This window comes from Pelagibius litoralis, assembly GCF_011683915.1.
GTDB lineage: Bacteria > Pseudomonadota > Alphaproteobacteria > Kiloniellales > Kiloniellaceae > Pelagibius > Pelagibius litoralis.
The window spans coordinates 268,665-292,578 of record NZ_JAAQPH010000002.1; the positions used below are offsets into that span (position 1 = coordinate 268,665).

The 23,914-nt window shown below is 61.3% G+C and carries 20 protein-coding genes; 11 read left to right on the forward strand and 9 right to left on the reverse strand.

The window, feature by feature from the left end; translation table 11 throughout:
- Position 1: 1 nt before the first annotated feature.
- Positions 2-811 (reverse strand): glycoside hydrolase family 16 protein, encoded by an 810-nt coding sequence (locus HBA54_RS03455; RefSeq protein WP_167221383.1) that lies wholly within the window; start codon positions 809-811, stop codon positions 2-4.
- A gap of 68 nt (positions 812-879) precedes the next feature.
- Between HBA54_RS03455 and HBA54_RS03460 the strand changes: the two genes are divergently transcribed.
- The 3 genes from HBA54_RS03460 to HBA54_RS03470 all read left to right on the forward strand — a co-directional run bounded on the left by HBA54_RS03460 (position 880) and on the right by HBA54_RS03470 (position 5,280).
- Complete coding sequence (locus tag HBA54_RS03460; protein ID WP_167221385.1) at positions 880-1,824, forward strand: glycosyltransferase family 2 protein; 945 nt, start codon at positions 880-882, stop codon at positions 1,822-1,824.
- Positions 1,825-2,052: 228 nt separating this feature from the next.
- Positions 2,053-4,302 (forward strand): GumC family protein, encoded by a 2,250-nt coding sequence (locus HBA54_RS03465; protein WP_167221387.1) that lies wholly within the window; start codon positions 2,053-2,055, stop codon positions 4,300-4,302.
- Positions 4,303-4,320: 18 nt separating this feature from the next.
- Complete coding sequence (locus HBA54_RS03470) at positions 4,321-5,280, forward strand: glycosyltransferase family 2 protein (protein ID WP_167221389.1); 960 nt, start codon at positions 4,321-4,323, stop codon at positions 5,278-5,280.
- A gap of 46 nt (positions 5,281-5,326) precedes the next feature.
- Here HBA54_RS03470 and HBA54_RS03475 read toward each other — a convergent pair whose 3' ends face one another.
- Entirely contained in the window at positions 5,327-6,739 is a 1,413-nt protein-coding gene (locus HBA54_RS03475; RefSeq protein ID WP_167221391.1) for an adenylate/guanylate cyclase domain-containing protein, read from the reverse strand.
- Positions 6,740-6,912: 173 nt separating this feature from the next.
- Here HBA54_RS03475 and HBA54_RS03480 point away from each other — a divergent pair, with 173 nt between their 5' ends.
- From HBA54_RS03480 to HBA54_RS03490, 3 genes are read left to right on the forward strand one after another with little or no spacing between them, the layout of a single operon-like run.
- Positions 6,913-8,058, forward strand: a complete 1,146-nt coding sequence (locus HBA54_RS03480) for a glycosyltransferase (RefSeq protein ID WP_167221393.1) — start codon at positions 6,913-6,915, stop codon at positions 8,056-8,058.
- 5 nt (positions 8,059-8,063) lie between these two features.
- The gene (locus tag HBA54_RS03485; RefSeq protein WP_167221395.1) at positions 8,064-9,032 is read left to right on the forward strand and encodes a glycosyltransferase family 8 protein; all 969 of its coding nucleotides are present in this window, start codon (positions 8,064-8,066) and stop codon (positions 9,030-9,032) included.
- A gap of 12 nt (positions 9,033-9,044) precedes the next feature.
- On the forward strand, positions 9,045-9,977 hold the full coding sequence (locus tag HBA54_RS03490) for a glycosyltransferase family 2 protein (RefSeq protein WP_167221397.1): 933 nt from the start codon (positions 9,045-9,047) through the stop codon (positions 9,975-9,977).
- Positions 9,978-10,009: 32 nt separating this feature from the next.
- On the opposite strand, the gene HBA54_RS03495 is transcribed toward HBA54_RS03490, so the two are convergent.
- On the reverse strand, positions 10,010-11,383 hold the full coding sequence (locus HBA54_RS03495; protein ID WP_167221399.1) for a hypothetical protein: 1,374 nt from the start codon (positions 11,381-11,383) through the stop codon (positions 10,010-10,012).
- Between the two features lie 393 nt (positions 11,384-11,776).
- Between HBA54_RS03495 and HBA54_RS03500 the strand changes: the two genes are divergently transcribed.
- Positions 11,777-12,775 (forward strand): glycosyltransferase family 2 protein, encoded by a 999-nt coding sequence (locus tag HBA54_RS03500; protein ID WP_167221401.1) that lies wholly within the window; start codon positions 11,777-11,779, stop codon positions 12,773-12,775.
- Here the strand turns inward: HBA54_RS03500 and HBA54_RS03505 are convergent.
- Positions 12,708-13,880, reverse strand: coding sequence for an O-antigen ligase family protein (locus HBA54_RS03505; RefSeq protein ID WP_167221403.1), 1,173 nt, complete (start codon positions 13,878-13,880; stop codon positions 12,708-12,710). The genes HBA54_RS03500 and HBA54_RS03505 overlap by 68 nt on opposite strands.
- Positions 13,881-14,037: 157 nt before the next feature.
- Positions 14,038-14,868 (reverse strand): sulfotransferase family protein, encoded by an 831-nt coding sequence (locus HBA54_RS03510; RefSeq protein ID WP_167221405.1) that lies wholly within the window; start codon positions 14,866-14,868, stop codon positions 14,038-14,040.
- 385 nt (positions 14,869-15,253) lie between these two features.
- On the opposite strand from HBA54_RS03510, the gene HBA54_RS03515 reads away from it, so the two are divergent.
- The 4 genes from HBA54_RS03515 to HBA54_RS03530 all read left to right on the forward strand — a co-directional run bounded on the left by HBA54_RS03515 (position 15,254) and on the right by HBA54_RS03530 (position 19,550).
- Positions 15,254-16,714, forward strand: coding sequence for an undecaprenyl-phosphate glucose phosphotransferase (locus HBA54_RS03515; RefSeq protein WP_205944384.1), 1,461 nt, complete (start codon positions 15,254-15,256; stop codon positions 16,712-16,714).
- A 66-nt stretch (positions 16,715-16,780) separates the two neighbouring features.
- On the forward strand, positions 16,781-17,620 hold the full coding sequence (locus tag HBA54_RS03520; RefSeq protein ID WP_167221407.1) for a sugar phosphate nucleotidyltransferase: 840 nt from the start codon (positions 16,781-16,783) through the stop codon (positions 17,618-17,620).
- Positions 17,621-17,699: 79 nt separating this feature from the next.
- A complete protein-coding gene (locus tag HBA54_RS03525) occupies positions 17,700-18,272 on the forward strand; it encodes a polysaccharide biosynthesis/export family protein (RefSeq protein ID WP_167221409.1) in 573 nt (190 codons plus the stop codon).
- 57 nt (positions 18,273-18,329) lie between these two features.
- Entirely contained in the window at positions 18,330-19,550 is a 1,221-nt protein-coding gene (locus HBA54_RS03530; RefSeq protein ID WP_167221411.1) for an outer membrane beta-barrel protein, read from the forward strand.
- Between the two features lie 12 nt (positions 19,551-19,562).
- Here the strand turns inward: HBA54_RS03530 and HBA54_RS03535 are convergent, their stop codons facing one another.
- The 4 genes from HBA54_RS03535 to HBA54_RS03550 are packed head-to-tail and all read right to left on the reverse strand — an operon-like array spanning position 19,563 to position 23,813.
- Entirely contained in the window at positions 19,563-20,981 is a 1,419-nt protein-coding gene (locus tag HBA54_RS03535) for a CoA transferase (RefSeq protein WP_167221413.1), read from the reverse strand.
- The gene (locus HBA54_RS03540) at positions 20,978-21,175 is read right to left on the reverse strand and encodes a DUF2783 domain-containing protein (protein ID WP_167221415.1); all 198 of its coding nucleotides are present in this window, start codon (positions 21,173-21,175) and stop codon (positions 20,978-20,980) included. The genes HBA54_RS03535 and HBA54_RS03540 overlap by 4 nt, the downstream gene beginning before the upstream one ends.
- An 8-nt stretch (positions 21,176-21,183) precedes the next feature.
- Positions 21,184-22,881, reverse strand: coding sequence for an FAD-dependent oxidoreductase (locus HBA54_RS03545; protein ID WP_322095970.1), 1,698 nt, complete (start codon positions 22,879-22,881; stop codon positions 21,184-21,186).
- Complete coding sequence (locus tag HBA54_RS03550; RefSeq protein WP_167221416.1) at positions 22,857-23,813, reverse strand: MBL fold metallo-hydrolase; 957 nt, start codon at positions 23,811-23,813, stop codon at positions 22,857-22,859. The genes HBA54_RS03545 and HBA54_RS03550 overlap by 25 nt, the downstream gene beginning before the upstream one ends.
- Positions 23,814-23,914 lie beyond the last annotated feature (101 nt).

Below are 23,914 nucleotides of genomic sequence, written 5' to 3' on the forward strand. Positions count from 1 at the left end.
ATCAGTCGCTACAGCCGGGCTCGGTGCTGTCGAGCGGTCGGAAGGACACGCAGCTGACCTCTGCCGTCAATGGCTTTCCGGGGTAGACGAAGTCGCCAAGCCACCCGGTCAATCCTATGCCGGCGAAGAGATTCAGGTAGATCTTTCCAGGGCGCGAAGGCAGGGGGCCGCGTTCACCGGTTTCCTCATGGACCAGCTTGCCATCGACGTACCAGCGGATCGAATCGGGGCGCCACTCAAAGGCATAGAGGTGAAAGTCTTCGGAGGCGTCGAAGCCAAGGTCGATATGGGTCTCGTGCTTGCCGACGCCGTCCGTGTAGTAATTCAGTTGGACCTGGCGTGGCGCTTTGCCAAGGAACTCAAAGTCGATTTCGTGATGTGGGTCGCCGTTAAACGTGGGGCCCGTGTAGGTGAAAAACCCGGTCACCAGGCCTTCCTGGGCGACGGACTTCATCCGCGCTTCGTAACGGCCGTAGTGGTAAAAAGCCCTGGATTGGTACTCGCCGCTGGCGAAGGGTTTGCCGGCGACGGGGCGGCGCGTCAGGTCAAGATGCAAGACACCGTTCGCGAAGCGCGCGTTTTCCTTTCGCCAGCCGGTGTTGTTCTTCGCCCAGTCGTTGGCCCAGTTGTGCGATTTCCGCCAAAGGGTCTTTTGGTGCGCGGACAAGGTATCGACAAAGCCGGTCTCCGCAGCGGTGCTGGCCATCAAGGTCGCCGGCAGAAAACCGGCCAACATCAAAGCGACGCAGGCATAGCGCGCCGGGCGGCGGCTCGTGGTTTCCGGCGGCGTTGCGGGTTTCCGGCTATGCATGATGAGATCACGGCTCCCTGGACTACAGCGGGAGCAGCTTATCGGGCGGGGCAGGAGGGCGTTGTGTCATGCGTGTAACGCTCTGTGCCGCGACCTACAACAGGCCCGATGGCCTGGGGCGTCTGCTGGCCGCCGTGGCGGCCCTGCAGCTTCAGGAACCGGTAAATCTGTCAGTGGCCGTGGTCATCGTTGATAACAGCCCCGATCGGAATGCCCGGGCCGTGGTGGAGGCGGCCGCGACAGACTTTCCCTGGCCGCTTCACTACGTCAGCGAGAGCAGGCGCGGCATTACCTTCGCGCGTAACGCTGCGCTTCAGAAGGCCGCAGAGCTGTCATCCGATGCGGTTGTTTTTATCGACGACGATGAGTACCCGGATGCCGGGTGGCTGGAAGCGCTGCTGCGTCGACAGAGAATCAGCGGCGCTGCGGTCGTGCTCGGTGCGGTTCGGCCGGTCTTTCCCGATGGAACGCCGGGCTGGATCATCAGCGGCCGTTTTTTCGAGACCCATCGCTTTGAAGACGGGGCGGAACTGGACGATGCACACACCGCCAATGTCCTTATCGATCTCTCCAGCCTGCACCGTCATGGCCTTGTCTTCGACAATCGCTATGCGCTGACCGGCGGTGAGGACACCATGCTGTTTCAGGCGCTTCTGGATGCGGGGGAGCGCATTGTTTATGCCGCCGACGCGGTGGTTTTCGAGACCGTTCCGCAAAGCCGGGCCAATCTGGAATGGCTCATGAAGCGCTGGTATCGCACGGGAAACATCGAGGCGGCGCTGTTCTTGCGCGGCCACGAAGGATCGTCCTGGCGCCCGCTCGGAAACTGCCTCAGGGGGCTGCTTCGGATCGCGGCCGGTGGCGGCTTGTTTCTCGCATCACTCCTTGTGCTCGGGTTGGGCCGTCGCGAACGTATTGTCCGCCCGCTCTATACGGTTTGTCGTGGCGTCGGCATTCTCGCCAGCACCCTGGGCCGGAACTATTCCGAGTACCGGGAGATCCACGGAACATGACGGCGCGGGCCCCCCTCAACGCACAGCGAGACTGCTTCTCTGTGTCTTTTGTCGGGCATCGCGCGCAAAGCGAAAGATCTACTCCATGCCTCTGATAAAGTTCCGAAATTCGGACTCGCCGATAGGCGGCCAGTTGCTACCTGTGCACGCGCTCGCCGGCCTTTCCGGCGTCGGTGGTTCGAAGGCTTGTAGGTGTGGACAATGCACGACCGGGGGCAGGGTGAAGCGATGACGACACTCAGGCAGCTGCCGGGGCGGCCGGCGAGTGAATTCATGAGTCTGTCGATCCCTCAGCTTTTTGGGGTTTTCTGGCGGCGAAAGTGGATCGTGGCGGTAACGCTGGGGCTGGCCTTCTGTGTCGCTATCGTTGCCAATGGGGTTATAGCGCCGCGCTACACGGCGACGGCCAGCATTCTTGTTGAGCCGCGGCAGCAGAATGTCATCGAGATTGAATCGGTGCTGGCCAGTCTGCCGATGAGCTTGGAGACGATGCAGAGCGAAGTGCAGATCATCCAGTCGCCGACGCTGGCGCGCCGGGTGATCGACGGGCTGGGGCTTGCCGCGCTGGCGGAGTTCAATCCGTCGCTTCTGCCAAAGGAAAGCAGCGTGGCGGATGACCTGAAGGGTATCGTCAAGGGGCTCTTCAAACCGGTCATCGCCTTGCTGAAAGACGACCCAAAAAGCAGCCGCGGGATCGAACTGGCCGAGGCGCCGGGCGTTTGGGACCTGAACACCGAGGAAGTGCGTCAGAACTGGGGCCAGACAAGGATCATCAATCGTTTCCTCGGCAAACTGCAGGTCGCGATACAGGGCTCGTCACGGGTTATCTCGGTGTCTTACACGACCGGCGATCCGGTACTTTCACAGCAGATCGCAAATGCTGTCGCCGACGGTTACATCCGCGATCAGGTGAGGTTGAAGACGGATGCCTTGTCTGGCGCCAACTCGTTCTTGAGCGGCCGCATCGCGACACTGCGTCAGGATGTGGAGAAGGCCGAGCAGGCGGTCGAGAGCTTTCGGGCAACGACGACAATTACCTCGGAGCGCGATGGCGAACTGCTGGCCGAGCAGATCTATGCCTTGAGCCGCCAACACCTCGACGCCAAGCTTGAATTGGATACGGTGAACGAGCGGCTTGCCGGAGTGCAGGTCGCCATGCGCAGCCGGGGGCAGACCGCCGCCTTTGAAGGTGTCGCATCGACGGTCATCGATTCCCTGAGGCTTGAAGAAATGCGCTTGCGCCAGGAAGAGTCGCAGCTGCTCACGACCTACGGCGACAAGCATCCCTCGGTGATTGCGGTGCGCTCTGAACTTAACAAGCGGCGTCAGCAGATGCTGGAGGAGGCGCAGGGTCTGCTTTCCGTTCTGCGGAACGAGAAGGACATTGCACAGCAGAGGGTGAACTCGATCGAGACTTCGCTCAGCAAACTGCAGCGGGATTCCGATTCCCTGAATGCGGCGCAGATCGAGTTGCGGGCCCTTGACCGCGAGGCCACGGCCACTCGTGAGGTCTTCGAATCCTTTCTCAATCGCTATAAAGAGACAGAGCAGATCAATTTCGATCAGGCTCAGTCCCGCATCCTTGCCCTTGCCAGTATTCCGACCAGCCCGTCGTTTCCCAAGACGCGTCTGAACTATGCGGCCGCCTTTGTCGTTGGTTGCGGCCTGGGGGCCCTGATTATCCTGCTGCTGGAGCTTTCGGTACGCGGCTTCCGCAGCCCGGAGGAACTGCAGTCGTCGCTCGGCTTGCCGGTTCTGGCCGTCATTCCCAAGGTCGCGGCGCGCAACCTGGCAGGCTGGGGGCTGGATCGGTTCCTGGCGAGCGAGCCGAACTCCGCCTTTGCCGAAGCCCACAAGAGCGTTTTCGCCGCGCTGCGGGTCGACCGCCGGGCGCTGAACCTTGGCAACGTTCTGCTGGTAACCTCCTCCGTACCGAACGAGGGCAAATCGGTATTCTCGCGGTCGCTTTGCAACTCGCTGGCGCGGGCCGGTATGAACGTGCTGCTCATCGACGGCGATCTTCGTGCCTCCGAACAGGAGCGCCGCCTTGGCCTTTCCGACTTTGTCCTGGCCGATTGTCCCTTGGAGCAGGCGGTGCAGATGGAGGAAGGCTCCTCGCTCTCGGTGATCGCGCCGGGCACCAGGGTGGAGGATCCTCTGATGGTCCTCAGGTCCCCCAAGCTTTCCAAGTTCGTTCGCGCTGCGGCCGAGCAATATGATCTCGTCTGCATCGATGCGCCGCCGGTTCTGGCGGTCTCCGATGCGGCGACACTGGCCGAACTGGCGGACCAGGTGGTGATGGTCGTGCGGTGGTACCGGACACCGAAAAACTTCGTCCAATCGTCGTTGGAGCGGCTGCGCAAGGGGCGGGCCCACATCGCCGGAACGGTGATGACCCAGGCCAAACTCACCCGCAGCGCAAGGCTGAATCCTTACACCGTCGGCTATGCCGACCGTAGTTTTCGCAAGTATTACTAGCGGAAGGCGCTTTTAAGCATGTCGCCCAGGGTCTCGGTCATCCTGCCCGCCTACAATGCCGCCGACTGCCTGGCCTTCGCTCTGGATTCACTCTTGGTCCAGGACCTTACGGACTTTGAGGTGCTGGTGGTCGACGATGCCTCGCAGGACCAGAGCATCGATATCGCAGCCAGCTATGCAGCCAACGATTCGCGTATCCGGCTGCTGCGGCGGGAAAACAATGGCGGAGCCGCAGCCGCGCGTAATCTTGGTTTCCGTGCGGCGCGGGGCAAGTGGCTGGCTCTGCTCGACGCTGACGATACCTTCGCGCCCGACCGCTTGGTCCATCTGGTGAACCGGGCTGAGAAGGAAGAGGCGGACATTATTGCCGACAACCTTCACTTCGTCGCTTTTCCGGATGGGACAAGCCTGGGCACCGCGCTGCCTGCAAGCGATCCGCTTTTTAAGGTGCCGCTATCGGCGGCGAAGTTCGTGCGCGGCAATCTCTTCCTCTACCGCGGCTTCAAGCTGGGGTATCTCAAGCCGCTGTTTCGGCGCCGCTTCGTCGAACATCATGGGTTGCTGCAGAACGAAGCGCTCAGGATTGCCGAGGACTACCACTTTCTTCTCGATGCGCTGATCCGTGGCGGGCGTTGCATTGTCGAGCCGCAAGCCGGGTACTGCTACAGCCACCGGCCAGGCTCTCTGTCGCGTAGCCTGACGCTGGAAGACCTTTGCCAGCTGAGTACGGCCAATCGTCTCGATCTCCTGCGCGCCAGCCCTCAAGGAGCTGCCGACCTGCGTGCGGCCTTGAAAAAACGCCAGTGGTCCGTCGACTTGAACATCAGGCTCATGGAGTTTCAGGAAGCGGTGCGCCGGCGTCGGGTTTGGGATGCCGGCTCCATCTTTGCCCGCAATCCGGATCTCACGCCCTATCTTGCGTTCTACGGTTTTCAAAGCCTGCGCAAACGTATCTCGGGAGACCGCCGTCTTGTCTGATACGACCACCGGGCAAGCGCGCCTGACTGCAGGCCGTGGGCGGCCTTCAGGTATCGCCGGGAGCTGTTGCCTCTTCTCTGCGGTTGTCCCGTCGCAGGGCCCAGATCGGGATGCGGGCGCTGCGTCCGCGCAGTTCGGCATCCTCGATGCGTTCAAAGCGCTTCAACAAGGCAGTCTCCGCTTCGGTTTCGGCCTGGGCTTCGGCCATTTCGATGGTAGCCGCGCTTACGATGATCGGATGGTTCCGTTCGCGGGTGAGGCGCTCCAGGCGGCTGGCAACATTCACGGTGTCACCCACGACTGTGAATTCGAGGCACCGCGGATCGCCAACGGCACCGACAACGACGGGGCCGAAGTGAAGGCCGATCCCGGTCTGAAGCGCTGGCTCCCCGGCGGCTCTGCGATCGTTGTTCCATTCCCTCAGCGTATCGCGGAGGGCGCAGGTGCAGTGCAGAGCGGAGAGAGCGTCTTTAGCGCCGGCATTCGGCGTTCCGAAAGTCGCCATGACACCATCGCCCATGTATTTGTCGATGGTGCCGCCGTGGTCGAAAATCACCTTGGCGCTGCGCTGATGGAAGCTGCGCAACAACTCGATCACTGCAGTCGGAGCCAGAGATTCGGCATGTTGTGTGAAGCCGACCAGATCGATAAAGAGAACCGCCACTTCCTGCGCCCTGACCTCGGAGAGGGCATCGTCGCTTTCGGCCAGCTGTTCAACCATGTTGGGCGAGAAGAAGCGCGCCAGATTGCCGCGCGCGCGCTCGGCGCGGGCTTGACGAACCAGCAGGTTCCGCGAGCGCCAGACCGCGGCTGCGACCAGGCCGGTGGCGATCAGGAAGAGGACGACCTGGTTTTGCCAGCCCGTGAGACTGACAAAGTAGGGGTCGAAGAACATGCCAAAGGTCTGATCGACCCAGAGAGGATCGGCCGGCGTCGCCAGGTGTTGATTCACCTCCGTAATCGTCTCGGGCAGGGATGCCACCCACCAGGTGGCCAGGCTCCAGGCCGCCATCGTCGTGACGCCGGTCCAGATGACGAGAAAGGGCGAATAGCTGATCGCTGCGAGCGCCAGCCAGATGTAAAGGTAGAGATCGTTATGAATGCGCAGGTTCCCCTGGATCGGCCACACCGAATCGGCCAGCGGATTTGGCAGGATCAAGGCGACCGCCAGCAACGACGAATCCACCGCAATGAAAAGCGCCGTCCAGACTGTGGGATGCACGCTGCGGCGCCGGGTGAGATAATGTGCCGCGCCAAGCACCAGGAACAGGCCAACGAGACCCAGATAATAGGCGCCCCGCGGCATCGGAACCTCGACCGCCAGCCATACGCCGACCACCAGCAGGGCCAGGGTTCGCGCGGCAAGCGCAAAAACGAGCCCCGCGTCTTCCTCACCACGCATCGCACGACTGATCCGCGCCTGGGTCGTCTCATCCCAAACCATCGACGTAACGCTCATGCTCTTCCCTCAAAGATGCTTGCTGCGATGATGTCTGAACCGCAGTTGGCTGGATTGGTCGCCGCGCAAACCCTCCCGGCGGCGGAACATCCAGGCTGCGCCCGAATTTTGGGCAGATTGTGGCAAGAATGCCAGCGCTTTGGCAGCAAGCTGGAATTGCGGGGCCGGGCGGCATGAAGGTCCTCTTTGCCACCGGCCATGGCTATCTGCCGCAGCGCGTCGGCGGGTCCGAGGCAAGCAGCCACGAGCTTATCCTGGCGCTGCGCGAGGCCGGCCACGATTGCAGTGTTCTTGCACAGCTTCAAGGAAACGGATGGTTGGCATTCCGAAACCGGGTGCTGATGAAGCTGCTTCGCTGTCCTCTGCTGTCAGATCGGGCGCCGGGTTATCGGGTATCCCGGGCGTGGTTTCCCGATCGCCAGGTCGGCCGCCTTTTGAACGCGAACCGGCCCGACCTGGCTTTGGTGCAGGCGGGGGAACCGTTGCGTATGGCCAAGGCTTTCGTCGATGCCGGACTGCCCACCATGGTATATCTGCGCGACGTTGAATTTCACGAGTTGGGCGGCGCGCCGGCGGATCTGCCATCGCTCGGATATCTGGCCAATTCACAGTTTGTGGCCAAGCGCTTTCAGGAAACCTTCGGCATTACGCCCTCGGTCATTCGTCCGCTGTTCCGCGCCGGGCGCTACACAACTGCCCGCGACCCAAGCCAAGTGACCTTCGTGAACCCCCACCCTGTGAAGGGGGTCGACCTCGCTTTCGCGATTGCCCGGCTCTGCCCGGAGATTCCCTTCTGCTTCGTAGAAGGCTGGCCAATGAACAGGGAAGAGCAAAAGGCCCTGGAAGCGAGTGTCGCCGAGCATCCCAATGTGCGCCTCCAAGCCCGAACCCATGATATGCGCGAGGTTTATGCGGCGACCCGGTGCCTTTTGGTTCCCAGCCAATGGGAGGAGGCCTGGGGCCGGGTAGCGACGGAGGCGCATTTCAGCGGTATTCCGGTGATCGGCAGCAATCGGGGCGGGTTGCCGGAGGCTGTCGGTCCCGGTGGCCGGGTTCTGCCGCATGATGCATCGCCTGAGAGGTGGGCTGCCACTGTCCGGGAATACTGGGCGAACGATGCCGTCTATGAGGAAGGGTCGGTTGCGGCTTCGGCTTATGCACGCCGCCCGGAGATCGATCCACAACGGCAGATCGAGGATCTGATTGCAATATTGAGTTCATTTATTGGCGATGATCTCCCGGGGGCAGCCGGCAAAACCGAAAGCCCGGATGATTCCGTATATCCGGATGCGGCCGCAGCAAGCGGCAACAGAGGTTAAGGGGCATGACGGGAACACCGATCAAGCTCATCTTCGGGGTCGATGGCAGTTACAGTCAGCACCTTGCCGTCACCCTGATCTCGCTTCTTGAGAATAATCGGGGAAACGCTTTCGATATTCTTGTCGTCACCTTGAACATGACAGTGCAGGACAAAGCCCGAATACGCAGTGTCGTGGAGGGGTTTGCCAATGTCGTGCTGCGGTTCCAGGACTTCGACATCAGCCGTTACAGTCACTTCCGCACCGATGGTCATATCTCGCACGCATCTTACCTGCGGATCTTCATTCCGGAGATTCTGCCGGAAAGCGAGGAGCGGGTTCTCTATCTCGACTGCGATCTGGTGGTTCAGGAGGATATTGCCCCGCTCTGGGAAAGCGATCTCGGTGACAAGGTTATCGGCGCGGCACGCAATCCGTTTTTCGTTCGCCATGATGACTTGGAATTGCCTGCGGATGCCGACTATCACAATGCCGGCGTTCTGCTGATCAACCTGAAGCGCTGGCGGGAGAGGGACGGGACGGCGCGTCTGATCGACTTCATCGAAGCGCATCACGCCCATCTTTATGCGCATGATCAGGATGCCTTGAATGCGGTTTTCCTGGGTGAGTTCGCCGAGCTGGCACCGCAGTGGAACTTCCAGACATCCATGCTCTGGTGCGAACCTGAGGCACTGTCCTTGCGATACCAGGAATACCGCGGGCTGGTCGAGAACCCGGCAATCATTCATTACACGACGCCATCGAAACCCTGGCATTTCGGCAATACACACCCGCATAAAGACATTTATTATCAATATCTTATGAAGACACCTTATAGTGGGTACCGGCCTGATGATATTTCTGTCGCCAGCCTGTTGCGCCGGGCGGTCTGCTGGCCCCAGGTAGCCTTTCGCGATCAGTTGCCCGCTGCCTACTATCCGACCAGGCGGGCATTCCGTCATCTCAAGACAAACTATCTTGGCTTGAAAGCATAGGAGCGCGGTGTGATGGACTCTCCTTTGGTGAGTGTGATCATTCCCAACTTCAATCGTAAGGTGGAGCTGCAACGCGCGGTCGACAGCGTGTTGGCCCAGGACTATGAAGCCCTGGAGATCATCGTGGTCGATGACGCATCGACTCTCGACGTTTCGCTCACGCTCGCCCCGGCGGCGCAGGAAAGCCTGCGTTGGATAAAGCTATCGCGCAATCGTGGCGGCGCCAGCGCCCGCAACGCCGGAATCGATGCCGCGCGGGGTGACTTGGTCGCCTTTCTTGACTCCGACGACGTCTGGACCTCAGACAAACTGACGCGGCAGGTCGAGGTGTATCTGGCCGATGGGAAACCGCGACACAGCGTCTACTACAGCCAGGTGGTGCTGGATCGCGGTTACGAGCGCCTGGTGATACCGGAACGCGCCATGCGGCCGGATGAGGGCGTGGGGGACTATCTGTTTCCCTGGCGCGGCAACCTGATCCACACCTCCTCGCTGCTGATGAGCCGCGAGCTTGCCGATGAAGTGCGTTTTACCGACGACCTGCGCATTCACCAGGATGTCGATTTTTGCCTGCGGCTGCAGCAGGCCGGCGCAACCTTCTGTTTCCATCCGGAGCCGCTCAGCCGATGGCATGCCGAGGATCGCCGAGATCGTATGAGCCATCGCCCCAAATTCCTGCTGTCACTCGATTGGCTCGAGACGGCGAAGGATCTGATGCCCTTCACCAGCCGGCAGAAATTCGCCACCCAGCTGGCCTCACGCATGCCGGGCTATATCTGGACGAGCCCGGGCGTGGTTATGCGGGGGATTTGGCGCTGCCGGCGCGAAGGCTATATCTCAACACGCTATGCGCTGCGGCTTCTGACCCAGTTTGTCATCCCGCCGCGGTGGAGCAACGGCCTTGTGCGGGCCCTTAAACCGGCGCGCCAGGCAGAGGGCGGCTGACGCGGCCACCCGCTCCTCGAAGCTACCTGTTTTTACGACGCCCCTTCGGGGGCGGCGGGTCGCTCGGCGAGGATCTTCATCGTCAACTCGGTTGCCTTCTCCAGGGGTAGTTTCCCGGTCTCCACCCGGTGCGGGCGCCCCGGGCTCATTATCCAGAATGCGCCCTCCGGATGGTGCTGGCTGTTGTTCACCTGACCGACCGGGGCGAAGAACTCGACGAAAGAGGCTTCATTGTCATTGCCGCGCGCCATGCGCAGGTCATCGCTGACAGGGCGAATGAACTCACACCAGAACATGACCCTGTTGTCTGCCCGACGCCATCCGAAAACCTGCTCACCGGCGGCACTGACGCCGGCCAGTTGCCCCTCGAAAGCCCGTGCTTCGGCTTCGGTTTCGAAACTGGCCCAGGCCTGATGGGTCATGACCGGCTCCACCGTCGCGCTCACCGGGGCGCCGAGCCAATCGAGGAGTTTGCGGTAATCCCGCGGACGCTGGACGAATTTGCCGCCGATATCCTCGTATTTCAGATTTGCTTCCTGACTGAGCGCCGTCACCAGAACCACGGCGCCATCGTCACCGGCCAGCTTGAGGGCATCGCGAACCAACAGGTCGAGCCCCTTGTATCCGGTCTCGATCGCATCGCCGTAGGAGGCCAGCTCATCCGCCCCCGGTTTGACCGAGTAGTCCTCCGCCGCCATATGGCGCCAGTAGCGGTGCTGATAGAAGGCGACCGAATTTGCGAAGAAGAAAGCCACATCCGGGCGGCGCCTCTGATAGCTGTTCTTGAAGACGTCCCAGGAGAGCTGATCGAGAATGGTGGCGCGGTGCCAGCGCCGGTCCCGCTTGCCGGTTTTCTCCAACAGCAATTGCATGACGCCGCGCCAGACAGTGCGGAACGAAAGGCCGTGGCCGGCCAGAAACCTGATGAAGGCGAGCGCCTCGGCAAGGCCGGACTTCGCGTCCGGGTTGGCATGTTCCGACACCTTGTGCGCGATGAACCTGTGGAAGATCTCAAATTCTTTGTCGGAGGGTGGTACGTGCCTGGACCATGGGTCGGGCACGACGGTCACCTTGTCGCTTTTCGATGGGCCTACATTCATGGCCCCGAAAACCAGCGTGTCGTTACCTGCCTCTGCGAAGCGGTCCCAGATCTGGTTCAGTGCGATGCAATGACCCTGGTCGAGTTCGTTGATACCGTGAACCGTGTGCGGTTGTCCGGTGTGGTAACTGACCCACTGAACCCAGGGCTCCAGGCTTTTATCCTGGGTGGTGGAAACGAACACTTCCGAGCGGTCGTGAAGGTGCCGGAAATTTGGCAAGACGCCTTTCGCCATCAGCTTGTTCAGGATCGGCGGGCACAATTCGTTGAATTCAAGAACAATGAGGCGATTTGGTTTTTCGGCCATGATCTGCCACTCCCCGGTTGCCTGCTCTGCGACGAGCCAGCGGTTGTCAAAGGCTGTTAATCCAGGGCGTTCAGCAAACCGCGCCCAATCAATGGCAACAAATCAGCCTGGCCATCCCCCAGACCGGTAAAGCTGGGCGTCTCCCCGAAGCAGGCTGCCTTGTTGTTCCGGGCGGCTCCCCTTGGGGACTCCGCCGTTCGGTTTCCGTGCTGCCGGAGGGCGATGAAAACCTGCTGCAGTGTCGCTGCTTTCTCTTAGTTCTCAATAGTATGGGCTGGATAACGAAAGCAAGCATGCCACAAATATGTTCCAGTCAACTGCGGTCAGGCAGGCGCTACCATGCCGCCGGTTTTAAACCCTTCACCACCAATCCCGGAAAGGCTTTTCAAACGGATGACTGAGGCCAGGGCCACAGAAGATGAGAGCAGGTCGCCGCTGGTTTCGGTCGTTATCCCCGCTTTCGACGCCGCAGGCTTTCTCCGTCGCACGGTGGCGTCGGTGCAGGCGCAGAGCCTGAACGATCTGGAGATCCTGATTATCGACGATTGCTCCGGTGATGAGACCCTGACTCTTGCAAGGACTCTCGCGGCGGACGACCCCCGTATCCGGGTGATCGCTGCCGAGCGCAATGGCGGGCCGGCTGTGGCACGTAACCTTGGGCTGGGGGCGGCCAAGGGTGAGTGGATCGCGCTGCTGGATGCCGATGACGCCTTTGAAGCGGAGCGTCTGGGCCGTCTGGTGGGGTTGGCGCGGGACTGTGGAGCCGACCTTCTGGCCGATAATCTGTGGCTGGAGGAGGAGGAAGGCGTAACCGAAGCGATGCTGCCCTTAAGCGAGGCGGCAAGCTGCGCGCCCATTACCGCGGCTGACTTTCTACGCGGTAACCTGCCGGACCCCAAAAGGCCCAGAAAGAGTTACGGTTTCTTGAAGCCCCTGATGTCCCGGGCATTCTTGGAACGCCATCACCTACGCTATGATGAGAGCCTTCGCTTTGCCGAGGATTTTGCTTTTTATCTCGCCTGCTTTGCTGCCGGCGGCCGGTTCTTCCTTAGTCAGGAGCCGCTCTATCGCTATCGCCTGCGACCGGATTCCCTGACGGCCTGCCACAGCACTGCAGACCTGCGGCGGCTGCAGGCCGTCGACGAACGTTTCCTGCGGGATTGCGATGCCGCATCCCCAGACTTCCGGGTGGCGCTTCGGCTGCACAAGAAGAGTATCGATCAGCGCCTGCAATGGCGCGTCGTGATCGATGCGCTAAAAGGACGCGCCTGGCACAAGGCGGTCTTGGCCAGCCTTAAGGGCTGGCATGTCTTCGGCTATGTTTCTAGCCAGCTGATTGCGGAAATTTGGCGTCGTCTCTGGCAAAAACGGCTGGGATCGACCCCTGCATGAACTCTTTGCCTTCTTCGAGAAATCGGGCGCTTGCGACAAAGGTGGCGCCTAGAAGGATCTGGATCAGCGAGTGTTGACGGAAGAGGGCGTATTCGCTCAACGAGTAGACCGCGACGAAGACGAGAAAAAGGACCGGCAGTGTCATAATGGCACCCGTGCCGTAATGCAGCGCAGCGAGAGCTCTGAACCCATACCAAAGGCCGGTGAGCAGAGCGACGCACAGCCCCAAGACGCCCAGCTGAACGGTGATGTCCAGGTAGGAGTTATGAAAGTTCTTCAGATCTTGACGCAGAACGTATTGGACATAGCTGCTGGTCGACCCGTCACGGCCGTCCCAAAAACCGTCAAAGCCGGTGCCAACGAAGGGGCGCCGTTCGATCAACCCCATGGCGAAATCCCACAATACTGAGCGTCCCGTAAAGGTGCGTTCTTTGCCCAGAGCATCCAGCGCCATGCCCATGGGGTCGATGTCAAAGGCAAGTATGGTCCAGACCCCCAAAGCGGCGACGAGTAGGGCCATTAGATAACTCATGAGACGCAGTGGCGCGGGTGCGCGCCAGGCAAGGAACACAGGGACCAGGGTGCAGAGGCCAAAGGTCATAAGGATGGCCGTACCGGACTGACTTAAAGCGATCAGGGCCAAAGCGACAGAGGCCGTCGCCAGGGTCAAAAACCTGTGCCAGCCGATGGCAAAGAGCAGAATGGAGCAAATCAGGAGCAAGACCATGCGTCCGCCTAGAACGTTCTTATGCGGAAAGATGCCGCGCGCGACGCCATTGTGATCATAGGCAAAACCTAGTTTGGCCAGGATGCCGACGAGCGAAACGAGACCACAGGCGATAAGGACCCACAACAGGGCCCGGCAGATATCGTTGAGCGAAAAGCGTCCGCCGATGTAGGCGGCGATCAAGACGGTCATGGTCAATTGGATCGTCGAGCGCAGGGTCTGTCCGGGATTGTCTGACCAGAAGAAAGAGAGGCCTGCGATGAGGGGCCACAGGAGCAGCGGCCCGGTCAGCCAGACGGCAGACAGGAAAGAGCCGTATCTCAGGACGAACAAGCCCAGGGCCGCGAGGTAAATGATGTACCAGGCCAGGGTCTCCACAGGCCTCTGTAGCGAGAACGCATAGGCCGAAACCAGCAGGACAAACAGAAGGAAAGCCCAGTCCGCCAACCGCAGAAGATCGCCGCCGGCGAACGGCGCGGTGTCGGTGTGGCGCAGGTCCGCCTGTCTTGTGTCCATAGGATCGGTCATCGCCTGCCTATAAAGACCAGCCGTTGAACGGCATGCCGGTGAGTTCGCGGAACTTCATGGTGTCTTCCTGCAAAAGAGACTTTAACTCTGCGCGAATGCCTTCGTCGACCATCGGGAGGCGCCGTTGCGGCCAGTGGCGGAGTTGGCGTCTCAGGGTGCTTTGCAGCGCCGGCGACAGGCGCCGTGTGATGCTCCGGAGTACCGGGCTGCGTCTGGCGTGGAAGTACCAGGGCGGAAGCTCTTGAAGCTCGCTGCGTTGGTTGTGGATTTGACCCAAGCCTTCGATGACCACGTCGCTGTCGACGCCCAGGAACAGGAACAGCCGCCGCAGGAGCGATTCGGGCGCACTGCGCAGTTCGTCGAAGCAGGCCACGAAAATCCCCTCAAGCGGGTAAAACTCAAGGTACCGCGATAACTGGCGATGGTAACGGCTGCACTCAAGATAGTTGCGGCCGGCGTCGCTGTGCAGAAGCTGATTTGGTTTGATGACGGCTTCGCCGGTGATCGTGTGATGGAAATACTGGGAGAGGAACCGGTTAACGGGATCGCGCACGATATAGATCAGCTTCGCGTCCGGCAGGGTTCGGAAGATCCGCTCAGCTACGCCGGGAAACTCGGTGGCCTTGGTGTAGTTGGGTGACGTCTCTCCATAGATCTCAGCATCGTTCCCGAATTGGGCTCTGTACCAGTCCAGACCGCGGGCAAAGTTTTGCTTAGCCAGAAAGAAGTCAGTTTCCTTACTGCGCGACATGCCGATCTGCGGGTGCCTATCAAGGTAGCGATGAAGGCTGGTGGTTCCGCATTTCATGGCACCGATGATAATGAAGTCTGGCGCCATTGGTCTTTCTACCGCAGTCGTTCCAACAGCCCGGTCGCAATCCGGGGCAGGGTTTTCGGTCAGTGCCGATCATCGGGCACTGCACACGATAATAATGAGAGATCTAACTGGAACAATTACTCTCTTCGCGGTCGCACAATTCGATGACGATCACCAGTGTCTTTCCGCGGACACCTGAAAAAGTCACAACTTAGCCCACGCGAAATCACAAATCTCAGGCGGGCGAAGTGATAAGAATTTTGCGGTGCAGTAGTGAGGGGTGTCTCGTTCGGTTCCAGTGTTCGAGACTGGCGTTGCAGGCAGATCGCAGAGGAAGAACGATCAACTGCGCGCAGGGTGCGACCTACGGAACGCAGTGCCACTGAATTAACAGGGGGATTGTGGAGTGGAAGCTGCGCTTTCAGCGTTGATTGGTAAGCATACGGGTCGGGCGGTCAGGCCAATCTCACGCGTTGCCGTGGACATTGCCTTTCGTACCTGCGATCTGATGATCATCGGTTTGGTCGGCTTGGTCCTGTTCTTTATTCGTCAGGCCGACGATCCCAGCCTCTATTATCCGAAGTACCTCGGCGCCATCGTGCTGGCGATGGTCGTTGCGACCTACATGCTGCATCGCTTCGATGTGTATCGCGATGACTTTCTGTTTTCCAAGCGCATCCCTTATGCAAACCAGATGACGGCCTGGGCGGTCACCTTCTGCGTTCTGCTGGCGGCAGCCTTCCTGATCAAGATGTCGGATACCTATTCCCGCGTTTGGGCACTGTCCTGGTTTGTGGGCGCGGGTGCCGGGCTTGTTCTGGGCCGGGTCGTTATGCGTCAGTGGGTAAGCGGCCTTGCCGTGGCCGGGCGTTTTGCGAACCGCACCGTCATCCTGGGTGCCGGTGAGCAGGGACGCCGTCTGGCCGGTTACCTGCAACGCCACGGCGACGTGAACACCAAGATCATCGGCTTTGCCGACGACCGCAGCTCCCGTGTGCCGAAGGAAAGCGGTGGAATTCCGCTTTTGGGGAACGTCGACGATCTTATCCGCATGATCCGGCTGGACGACGTGGATCAGGTCATTGTCGCTTTGCCGTGGACGGCGGACCGGCGGCTGCGTGAAGTCGTTCGGCGCTTGGAATGGACGCCGGTGCCGATCCGCCTGGCACCGGATCTTGCCGGTTTCAGTTTTCCCGACCGCGGTTTCACCACGGTGGCGCGACTGCCCATGATGCGGCTCTTCGACCGACCGATTTCCGGCTGGTCGTTCATTTTGAAGACTATAGAGGACCGCTTTATCGCCGCTTTGCTGCTCATCGCGCTACTGCCGGTGATCGCCGTCGTCGCCCTGGCTGTAAAGCTCGATTCACCGGGTCCGGTTTTCTTTCGTCAGAAGCGCTATGGGTTCAACAACAATCTCTTCGATTGCTGGAAGTTTCGTACGATGCACCACCACATGGCGGACGCCAACGCCGAGGTGCTGACAAGCCGCAACGACGGCCGGGTAACGCGTATCGGGCGGTTCCTGCGCAAGACCAGCATCGACGAACTTCCCCAGCTTATCAACGTGCTGACGGGCGATATGTCGTTGGTCGGGCCGCGTCCGCACGCGACCTCGGCAAAAGCCGACGGCCACCTCTATGAAGACGCGGTAGATGCCTATGCGGCCCGCCATCGCGTCAAGCCGGGCATCACCGGCTGGGCTCAGATCAACGGCTGGCGCGGCGAAACCGACACCGTGGAAAAAATCGAACGCCGCGTTGAATATGACCTGTTCTACATTGAGAACTGGTCGCTCGGTTTTGATCTTCTGATCCTGCTTCGTACGGCCTTCGTGGTCCTGGGCCATCGTGATGAAGCCTACTAGGAGGGCGCGGTCATCATCTTTGAGACTCAAATGAGCACAACTCTCGCGGAAGGGAGTAAAGCACCGTTGAAAAACCCAAAACTGCGTAAGGCCGTCATTCCCGTTGGTCTGGACGATAACAACCTCCATCCGGCTTCTCGCGCGGTGCCGGCGGAGATGTTGCCGGTCGTGGATAGACCGCTCGTCCAGTATGCCGTCGAGGAGGCTTTGGCCAGCGGTCTGGACGAGTTGATCTTCGTGACGCAACAGGGTCTGACCATCGTCGAGGACCATTTTGCTGAAAAGCGCGGACCCTTGCGGGAGGACGACCGGAGCATTGTCGGCCGCCCGAGTTCCTGGGGGCCGGCAGGCCGTCCGAGGCAGATCCTGATATGCCGGCAGAATGAAGGCGGTGGATTGGCCAAGGCGCTGTGGTCCGCGCGAAACCTGATCGGGGCAGAGGCCTTTGCAGTTCTCATGCCTTCCGACCTTCTGTTGGGCGAGACCCCGGCAATGGCCCAGATGATCGCACAGTATGACGAACATGGCGGCAATGTCGTTGCGGTTGCCGATGACGGCCTGCGTCAGCGCGAAGGGACTTCTGCCGCCATAAGCGCCGGGTCGAAAGGGCGTTACATCCTGCAGCCGGATGTCTTTGACGCCCTGGAGCGCCAGGACAGGCTCGATCTCAATCAGGCCATTCTTTCGATGGCCGAGGCGTGGTCGCTGCGGGCGGTTGCCGTGAAGGGGCGTCATTTCGATTGCCGCACACCTGCCGGCCTGCTGGAGGCACAGGTGGCTTACGCCCTCGGCCGCGGCGGTGACTTGGCAAACGCCATGGATGATGTTTTGGAGCGTTATGGGACCGGCCGCCTCGGCCGCGAGAGCTTTGCCAAGGGGACCAGCCTGTCCGAAGCGGGTGATTGATACTTTTATTGCCGCAGCCCATTGCCCCTGTCGGGTTCTGGGCCGGTGACAAGATCTGAAGAGACTGGAGGACGAGGAAATGCAAATTGGGGGAAGCGCGGGTGCCAGGTTCCTGGCAGCCTTGGCGCTGTTTTCGCTATTGGCCGGTTGTACCGGCGCGGGTTCGCTGCCGGCTTTACCGGAGGCCGGTGAGGGGCCTTATCAGTTGGGTGCGGGCGACCGCGTTCGCCTGGTTGTGTTCGGCCAGGAAGAGTTGACCGGCGAGTATCTTGTCAGCGATTCCGGTTACGTTACGGTACCGCTTGTCGGTGCTGTTCAGGCAGAAGATTTGACCATACGTCAGTTTGAAGAGCAGATCTCGTCAGAGCTCAAAAAAGGCATTCTGGTCGACCCGAACACGACGGCCGAGATTGTCACCTACCGGCCTTTCTACATTCTTGGCGAGACGAAGTCGCCCGGCCAGTACGCCTATGTACCCCGGATGACGGTGCTCACCGCCGTCTCGATCAGCGGTGGCTATACCTTCCGTGCGGACCAGGAGCTTGTCTCGATCACTCGTACCGTCGACGGTCAGTTGTCGGAGTTCCAGGCCGATCCACTCACCTACGTTGAGCCGGGCGACGTCATCAACGTTTATGAGCGCTACTTCTAGGCGGTTGGTATCATTATCTTTTCACGTTTTGCCACTGTCGTGCGACGGTCGGTGCTTATGAGGCGCGGCAGCTTTTGGCTGCTGTGTGCGGGTTTCGCGCTGGCGGCCGTTCCCACGGCCGCGGTAGCACAGGATGGTGAGGCACCGGTCGATGTCCTGGACCGGCCCCGCAGTGCCTATGATGCAAAGGGGGTGGATCTCGGCGGGTTCCGTCTGTTCCCCCGCGCGTCAGTCAGTGAAACCTATGACGACAACATTTTTGCCGATGACGGCGACACCCAGGACGATTTCATAACGTCGACCGCGGCTTCGCTGGTCGCCCGGAGTGAATGGTCGCGCCATGACCTCAGAATCCTGGGGCAGGTGCGCAATCAGGTCTTCCTCGACAACTCCAGTCAGGACCGTACGGAATATGTTATCCGCCCGCGTTTACGGTTGGATCTGGCCGAGCGCAGCGAACTGACGGTGACCGCCGAACAGAGTCGCCGGGTGGTCGGGCGGGACGACCCGGAGGACAGCGGCGATGAGGAGCCGACCGAGTTCGACCGCTATTTTTCGGAGCTTGGCTACACCCATCGTTTTAACCGCGTTTTCATTGGCGGTGACGTCTCGGTGCGGCGCGACGATTACATTTCTTCCGGCGACGCCGACCGGGATAGAATCGAGTACCGTTTCGGGTTGCCCAGCGGATACGAACTCTCCGCCATCACCGACCTGAAGTTCGAGCCCTTCTATCGCATCCGGGACTTTGATGACCTGGACGACGATGGAGACAACCGCGATTCGGAGGCGGTGGGGGCGACTGTCGGATTTGAAACCGAGGTGACGCGGCTCTTTCACGTCGGGCTTGATCTGGGTCTGATCGCCAACGACTTTGAAGATCCCGATTTCGACGACGTTGTGGATTTTATCGTCGACGGCGATGCGACCTGGTATGTCACCGACCTGACGACCGTAAAGGGGCGGGTGGCCAGAGAGGACATTGCCTCCAACCAGCCGGGCTCGTCTTCGCGGACACGCACCACCGTCGGTGGCGAGGTGCAGCATGAGCTGCAGCGCAACATTCTGCTGGTTGCGGAGGCCCGCTACGTCCAGGACGACTATCGCGAGATCGACCGCGTCGATGACCGGGCGATCTTCGGGTTCGGCGGCGAATACCTGATAAACCGCTACGTATCCCTCGCGGCGGACTACCAGTTCGAGCAGCGCTGGTCTGATGAAGAGACGCGGGACTTTACCCGGAATCTTGTTACTCTGGGTCTGCGCACAAAGTTCTGATAAAGCGCCGAATCAATCGGGCCAGCATGCGGGGTGGCTGCCCAAGGGAGCGCTTGGACGATCGAAAGCGGGGGCCGTCTCCGACATTCGGGCGCTATGGCGTACCGCAGACAGGCTGCCGAAGCCGGACTCGCTTTGCTCAAGAAGCTCTGCGACGGCGGTCTCGTCCGGCTCCGGGCAGTCATGCCCGCCCGCAACCCGCCCCAGGCTTTGCAGCCAGCGTCCGCAGCGGGCGAGTGAAACCCTGATATGCCAGCTTCCGCCTTCCAGGGCTCGTTTTCTCAGCCCGGCGATTGCGCCGAAAGCCATCAGGTAACCGGCGCCATGATCGAGCGCCTGGCAGGGCAGTGCCTTGGGGCTTTCGGTGCCGGCCGCTTCGGCCTCGGCGTGATTGATGCCGCTGGCGGTCTGGACCAGTGAATCGAAGCCGCGTCGCCCGGCCCAGGGACCTTCGAAGCCATAGGCAGAGAGGGAAACATAAATGATGCCGGGCCTAATGGCAGCGGCCTCCGTCGGGCCGAAGCCACGGTCGGCGAAGGCGCCGGGACGGTAACCCTGCACGAAGACATCGGCTTTGCGCAGCAGCGCCGTCAGATCCCGGCGGCCCTCTTCCGACCGCAGATCCACATGCGTAGACAGCTTGCCGCGCCCGCAATCGATCACCGATGCTTCGATGAAGGGCAGGTGCGGGCCGGTGATGCGCATGACCTCGGCACCATGGGCGGCCAAGGCGCGTCCGGCGATGGGGCCGGCGATGATCCGGGTCAGGTCCATAACGCGGAGCCCGGCAAGCGGGCGTTCAGCCGGGGGCGGGGCTTCAGTCGGGCTCCCGGCGATCCGCTCGAACGAAACCAACGGCTGTCTTGCCAGGGCCTGTCCCTGCGGTGTGTCCAGCCATTCCTCCGGGCTGCGCATCATCGTTGCGACCAGGCCACGCTCCGCGACGGCAGTCTCGAAGTCGGCTGCTTTCCAGCTGTTCAGTGCGTGCTGCACGGCCTCGCGGTCGTTGGCGCAGTCCAGCAGCGCCAGAATGCCGTCGCGGTGATGTGCGAAGTTGGTATGCAGCCGTACCCAGCGCCCGTCGCCCGTTCGGTAAGCACCGGCAAGGGGGTCCCAGGGATTCTTGGGTGGCTGGCCGTCCACGGTGAGATAGCGCTCGCTGCGAAACTCAATGGCCGCATGGCCCATATCGACGGCGATGTCCTGGGGGCGTCCGCCCCGCAGCCGCCATAGCTCCGCCGCCGCAACCGCAGTGGCCGCAATCGTTGTCTGCGCGACGCTGCCCACCGCGAAAGACGACGGCAGCACAGGGTCCTGGCCGGTGAGCGTAACCGCCTCCGCCCGACTGCCGTCCAACCCGCCAAGTTCCAGGATCTCTCGCAGAACCTGCTCGGGTGGTTGCGGCGCGGTTGTCGTGAAGGCCGCCGTCATCGCTTGGGCTTAGCCGCCGCAATCGCTTCGGCCAGGACGGCCGGGTCGCCGATGTGATTGGCCAGCAGCAGCACAAGCTTCGCGTTGACCTTGGCGCTTTCCTCCAGGTCCAGGTCGCGATGCAGGTCGGTCAGCGCCGCGTAAAAGTCGTCCGGGGTGCCGATCCGCGGTTCGTTCTTCAGGTGCTGAGGCATAGCAATGATCACTCCAAAGCCAGGGACCTGCTTATAGCCTCTTTGACGGCTTCGGGCGACAGCATCGGCCAGCAGGCGGCAACATGTTGATCAGGTCGCAGGAGGTAGAAACTGCCAGGACGGGCGCCGTAGCGCTCGGCGACCAGGCCGTCGACGTCGTAGCAGACATCTGCTGTCTCTGTTGTGCCTGGTGTCTCGGCCGAGATCGTGAGGACGGACAGTTCAGGGCAATCCAAAGTCAGTTTGGCCAAGGCGCCGCGGTCCCGGGCCATTTCCCGTTCGCCACCGTAGTAAAGACCGCAGAAACCGCCCGCTATCTGCTGAAGCAACCAGGTTTGCCCACCCGCACGGGTCAGCGGCGCGTCGGGGCAGGGCGAGCCCGGTGCGAGAGCCTCGTCAAACGACGATTCCGCGGCCTTCACCAAAGGCGAGTCCGGCATATCAGCCGGTTGGGAAAGACGCCCGGAGTTCACCAGGGCCCGGGCGAAGGGGTGTTCTTCGGCCAGTTCCAGCGTGGCATCGCGGAACAGGCGGCTGATGGCGTTCTTCGGGGTGATGAAGTCGGTGCTGCGGGTCGAATTCAGGATGTTCTCGTCGGCGGCGGGGACACGTTCCGCGTCATAGCTGTCGAGCAGGCGGTTCGGGGCTTCGCCCTTCAGGACCGCGGCCAGTTTCCAGCAGAGATTGTCGGTGTCCTGCAGGCCGCCGTTGCCGCCCCTTGCGCCGAAAGGGGAGACCTGATGAGCCGAATCGCCGATGAAGAAGACCGGACCATGACGGAAACGCTCCAGCCGGCGGCACTGAAAGGTATAGACGGAGACCCATTCGAGATCAAAGTCGACATCCTCGCCAAGCATTGCCTTCAGCCGGGGGATCACCCGTTCCGGCTGCTTCTCCGCCTCCGGGTCGGCATCCCATCCCAGCTGCAGATCGATACGCCAGACATTGTCCGGCTGCCGGTGGAGCAGGGCGGATTGGCCCTGGTGAAACGGTGGGTCGAACCAGAACCATCGCTCGCTGGGGAATGGCGCCTGCATCACCACATCGGCGATCAGGAAGCGGTCGCGGAAGACCTGGCCGCTGAAAGAAAGGCCGAGGGATTTCCTTACACTGCTTCGGGCGCCGTCGGCCGCCAGCAGATAGTCGCAGCTCAGGCGATAGGGCCCGTCCGGCGTCTCGATGTCCACATCGGCGCTTTGGCTCTTCGGCACCACGTCGACCACCCGGTTCTTCCAGCGCAGGTCCACCAGGCCGGAGGCCCCGGCGGCTTCGACCAGCCATTCCTCGGCATAGTACTGCTGCAGATTGATGAAGGCAGGCCAGCGATGCCCGCCCTCCGGCAGCAGATCGAAGTCATAGATCATCCGGTCGCGGAAAAAGACCTTGCCGCGATTCCAGGTCACGCCCTTTTCCAGAAGCTTTTCGCCGATACCCAGCCGGTCCAGGATTTCCAGGCTGCGCTTGGCAAAGCAGATTGCCCGAGAGCCGAAACTGACCGTGTCGTCGTCGTCCAGCACCACGCTGGCGATGCCCCGGCCGGCCAGGTCGACGGCAGCGGCAAGGCCGACCAGTCCGGCGCCGACGATGATCACCCGGTGGTGGGCGGAGGCTCCATCCTGGTCGGGGCTGCGGCGATAGGGGTAGCGCGGGTTTTCGTAGGTCCTGGGCATGGGTGCGGGGGTCAGTCCCGCTCCAGGGAGCGCCACATCTCGATATCCCGCTCCGCCGTCCAGATCCGCGGGTCGTCGACCCCGGAGGCTTCGTCATAGGCCCGGCTGACGTCAAAGGGCATGCAGTGCTCGAAGATCACCCAGGAACCGAAGGTCGGCTCAAGGCGGGTGAAGGTCTCGCTGTAGATGTCCTTCAAGGGCTTCCCGTCAGCGACGCCCTGTGCCACCGATTGATACATCTCCGTCAGGAAGGCCTGGGTGCCGGCAATTCCTTCTTCGACCTCTTGCGCCGTCTTCAGGGCGGCACCGCGGCCGGGCACGAGCTTTTCCGGTTGCAGGGCGCAAAGCCGCGCGAGGGTTTCGGGCCACTCCTTAAGATAGGCATCGCCGGTGTAGGGGGTTGCGCCGAACTCCACCAGGTCGCCGGCGAAGAGCACCTTTTCCTTCGGCAGCCAGACCACGGTATCGCCCTTGGTGTGGCCGCGGCCCAGTTGAAGGATCTGCACTTCCCGCTTGCCCAGATGGAGCGTCAGGGACTTTTCGAAGATCAGGTTCGGCCAGGTCAGGCCGGGCACGGTCTCGACGGATTGGAACAGGCGCGGGAACCGGCCGACCTCGGACTCATAGTCCTGTTGGCCGCGCTCGACGATCAGGTCATGGGTGTCACGGCTGGCGATGATGTGCTTGGCGCCGTAGGCAGAGGCCCCCAGCACCCGCACGGCGTGGTAGTGGCTGAGCACGACGTAGTCGATTGGCTTATCGGTCACCGAACGAATGCGGTCGATCACCCCCTGGGCCATGACCGGTGTCGCCTGGGTATCGACCACCATGACCGAGTCATCGCCGACGATGATGCCGGAATTCGGATCGCCTTCGGCGGTGTAGGCGTAGAGACCGTCTGCCAGTGCCTCGAAGGTTATCGTCTTTTCTTCCAGGTCGCCCTGTGAAGCAAAAGCTTTGTCAGCCATTCCGTCTGCCTCTCCCTCTTCAAAGATGAGCCCGCGTTTGCCCCTGTAAGTGCCGCGGCGGTAAGCCGGGAAGCGGGCTCGGATTGTTCGCAGGCTTCTGT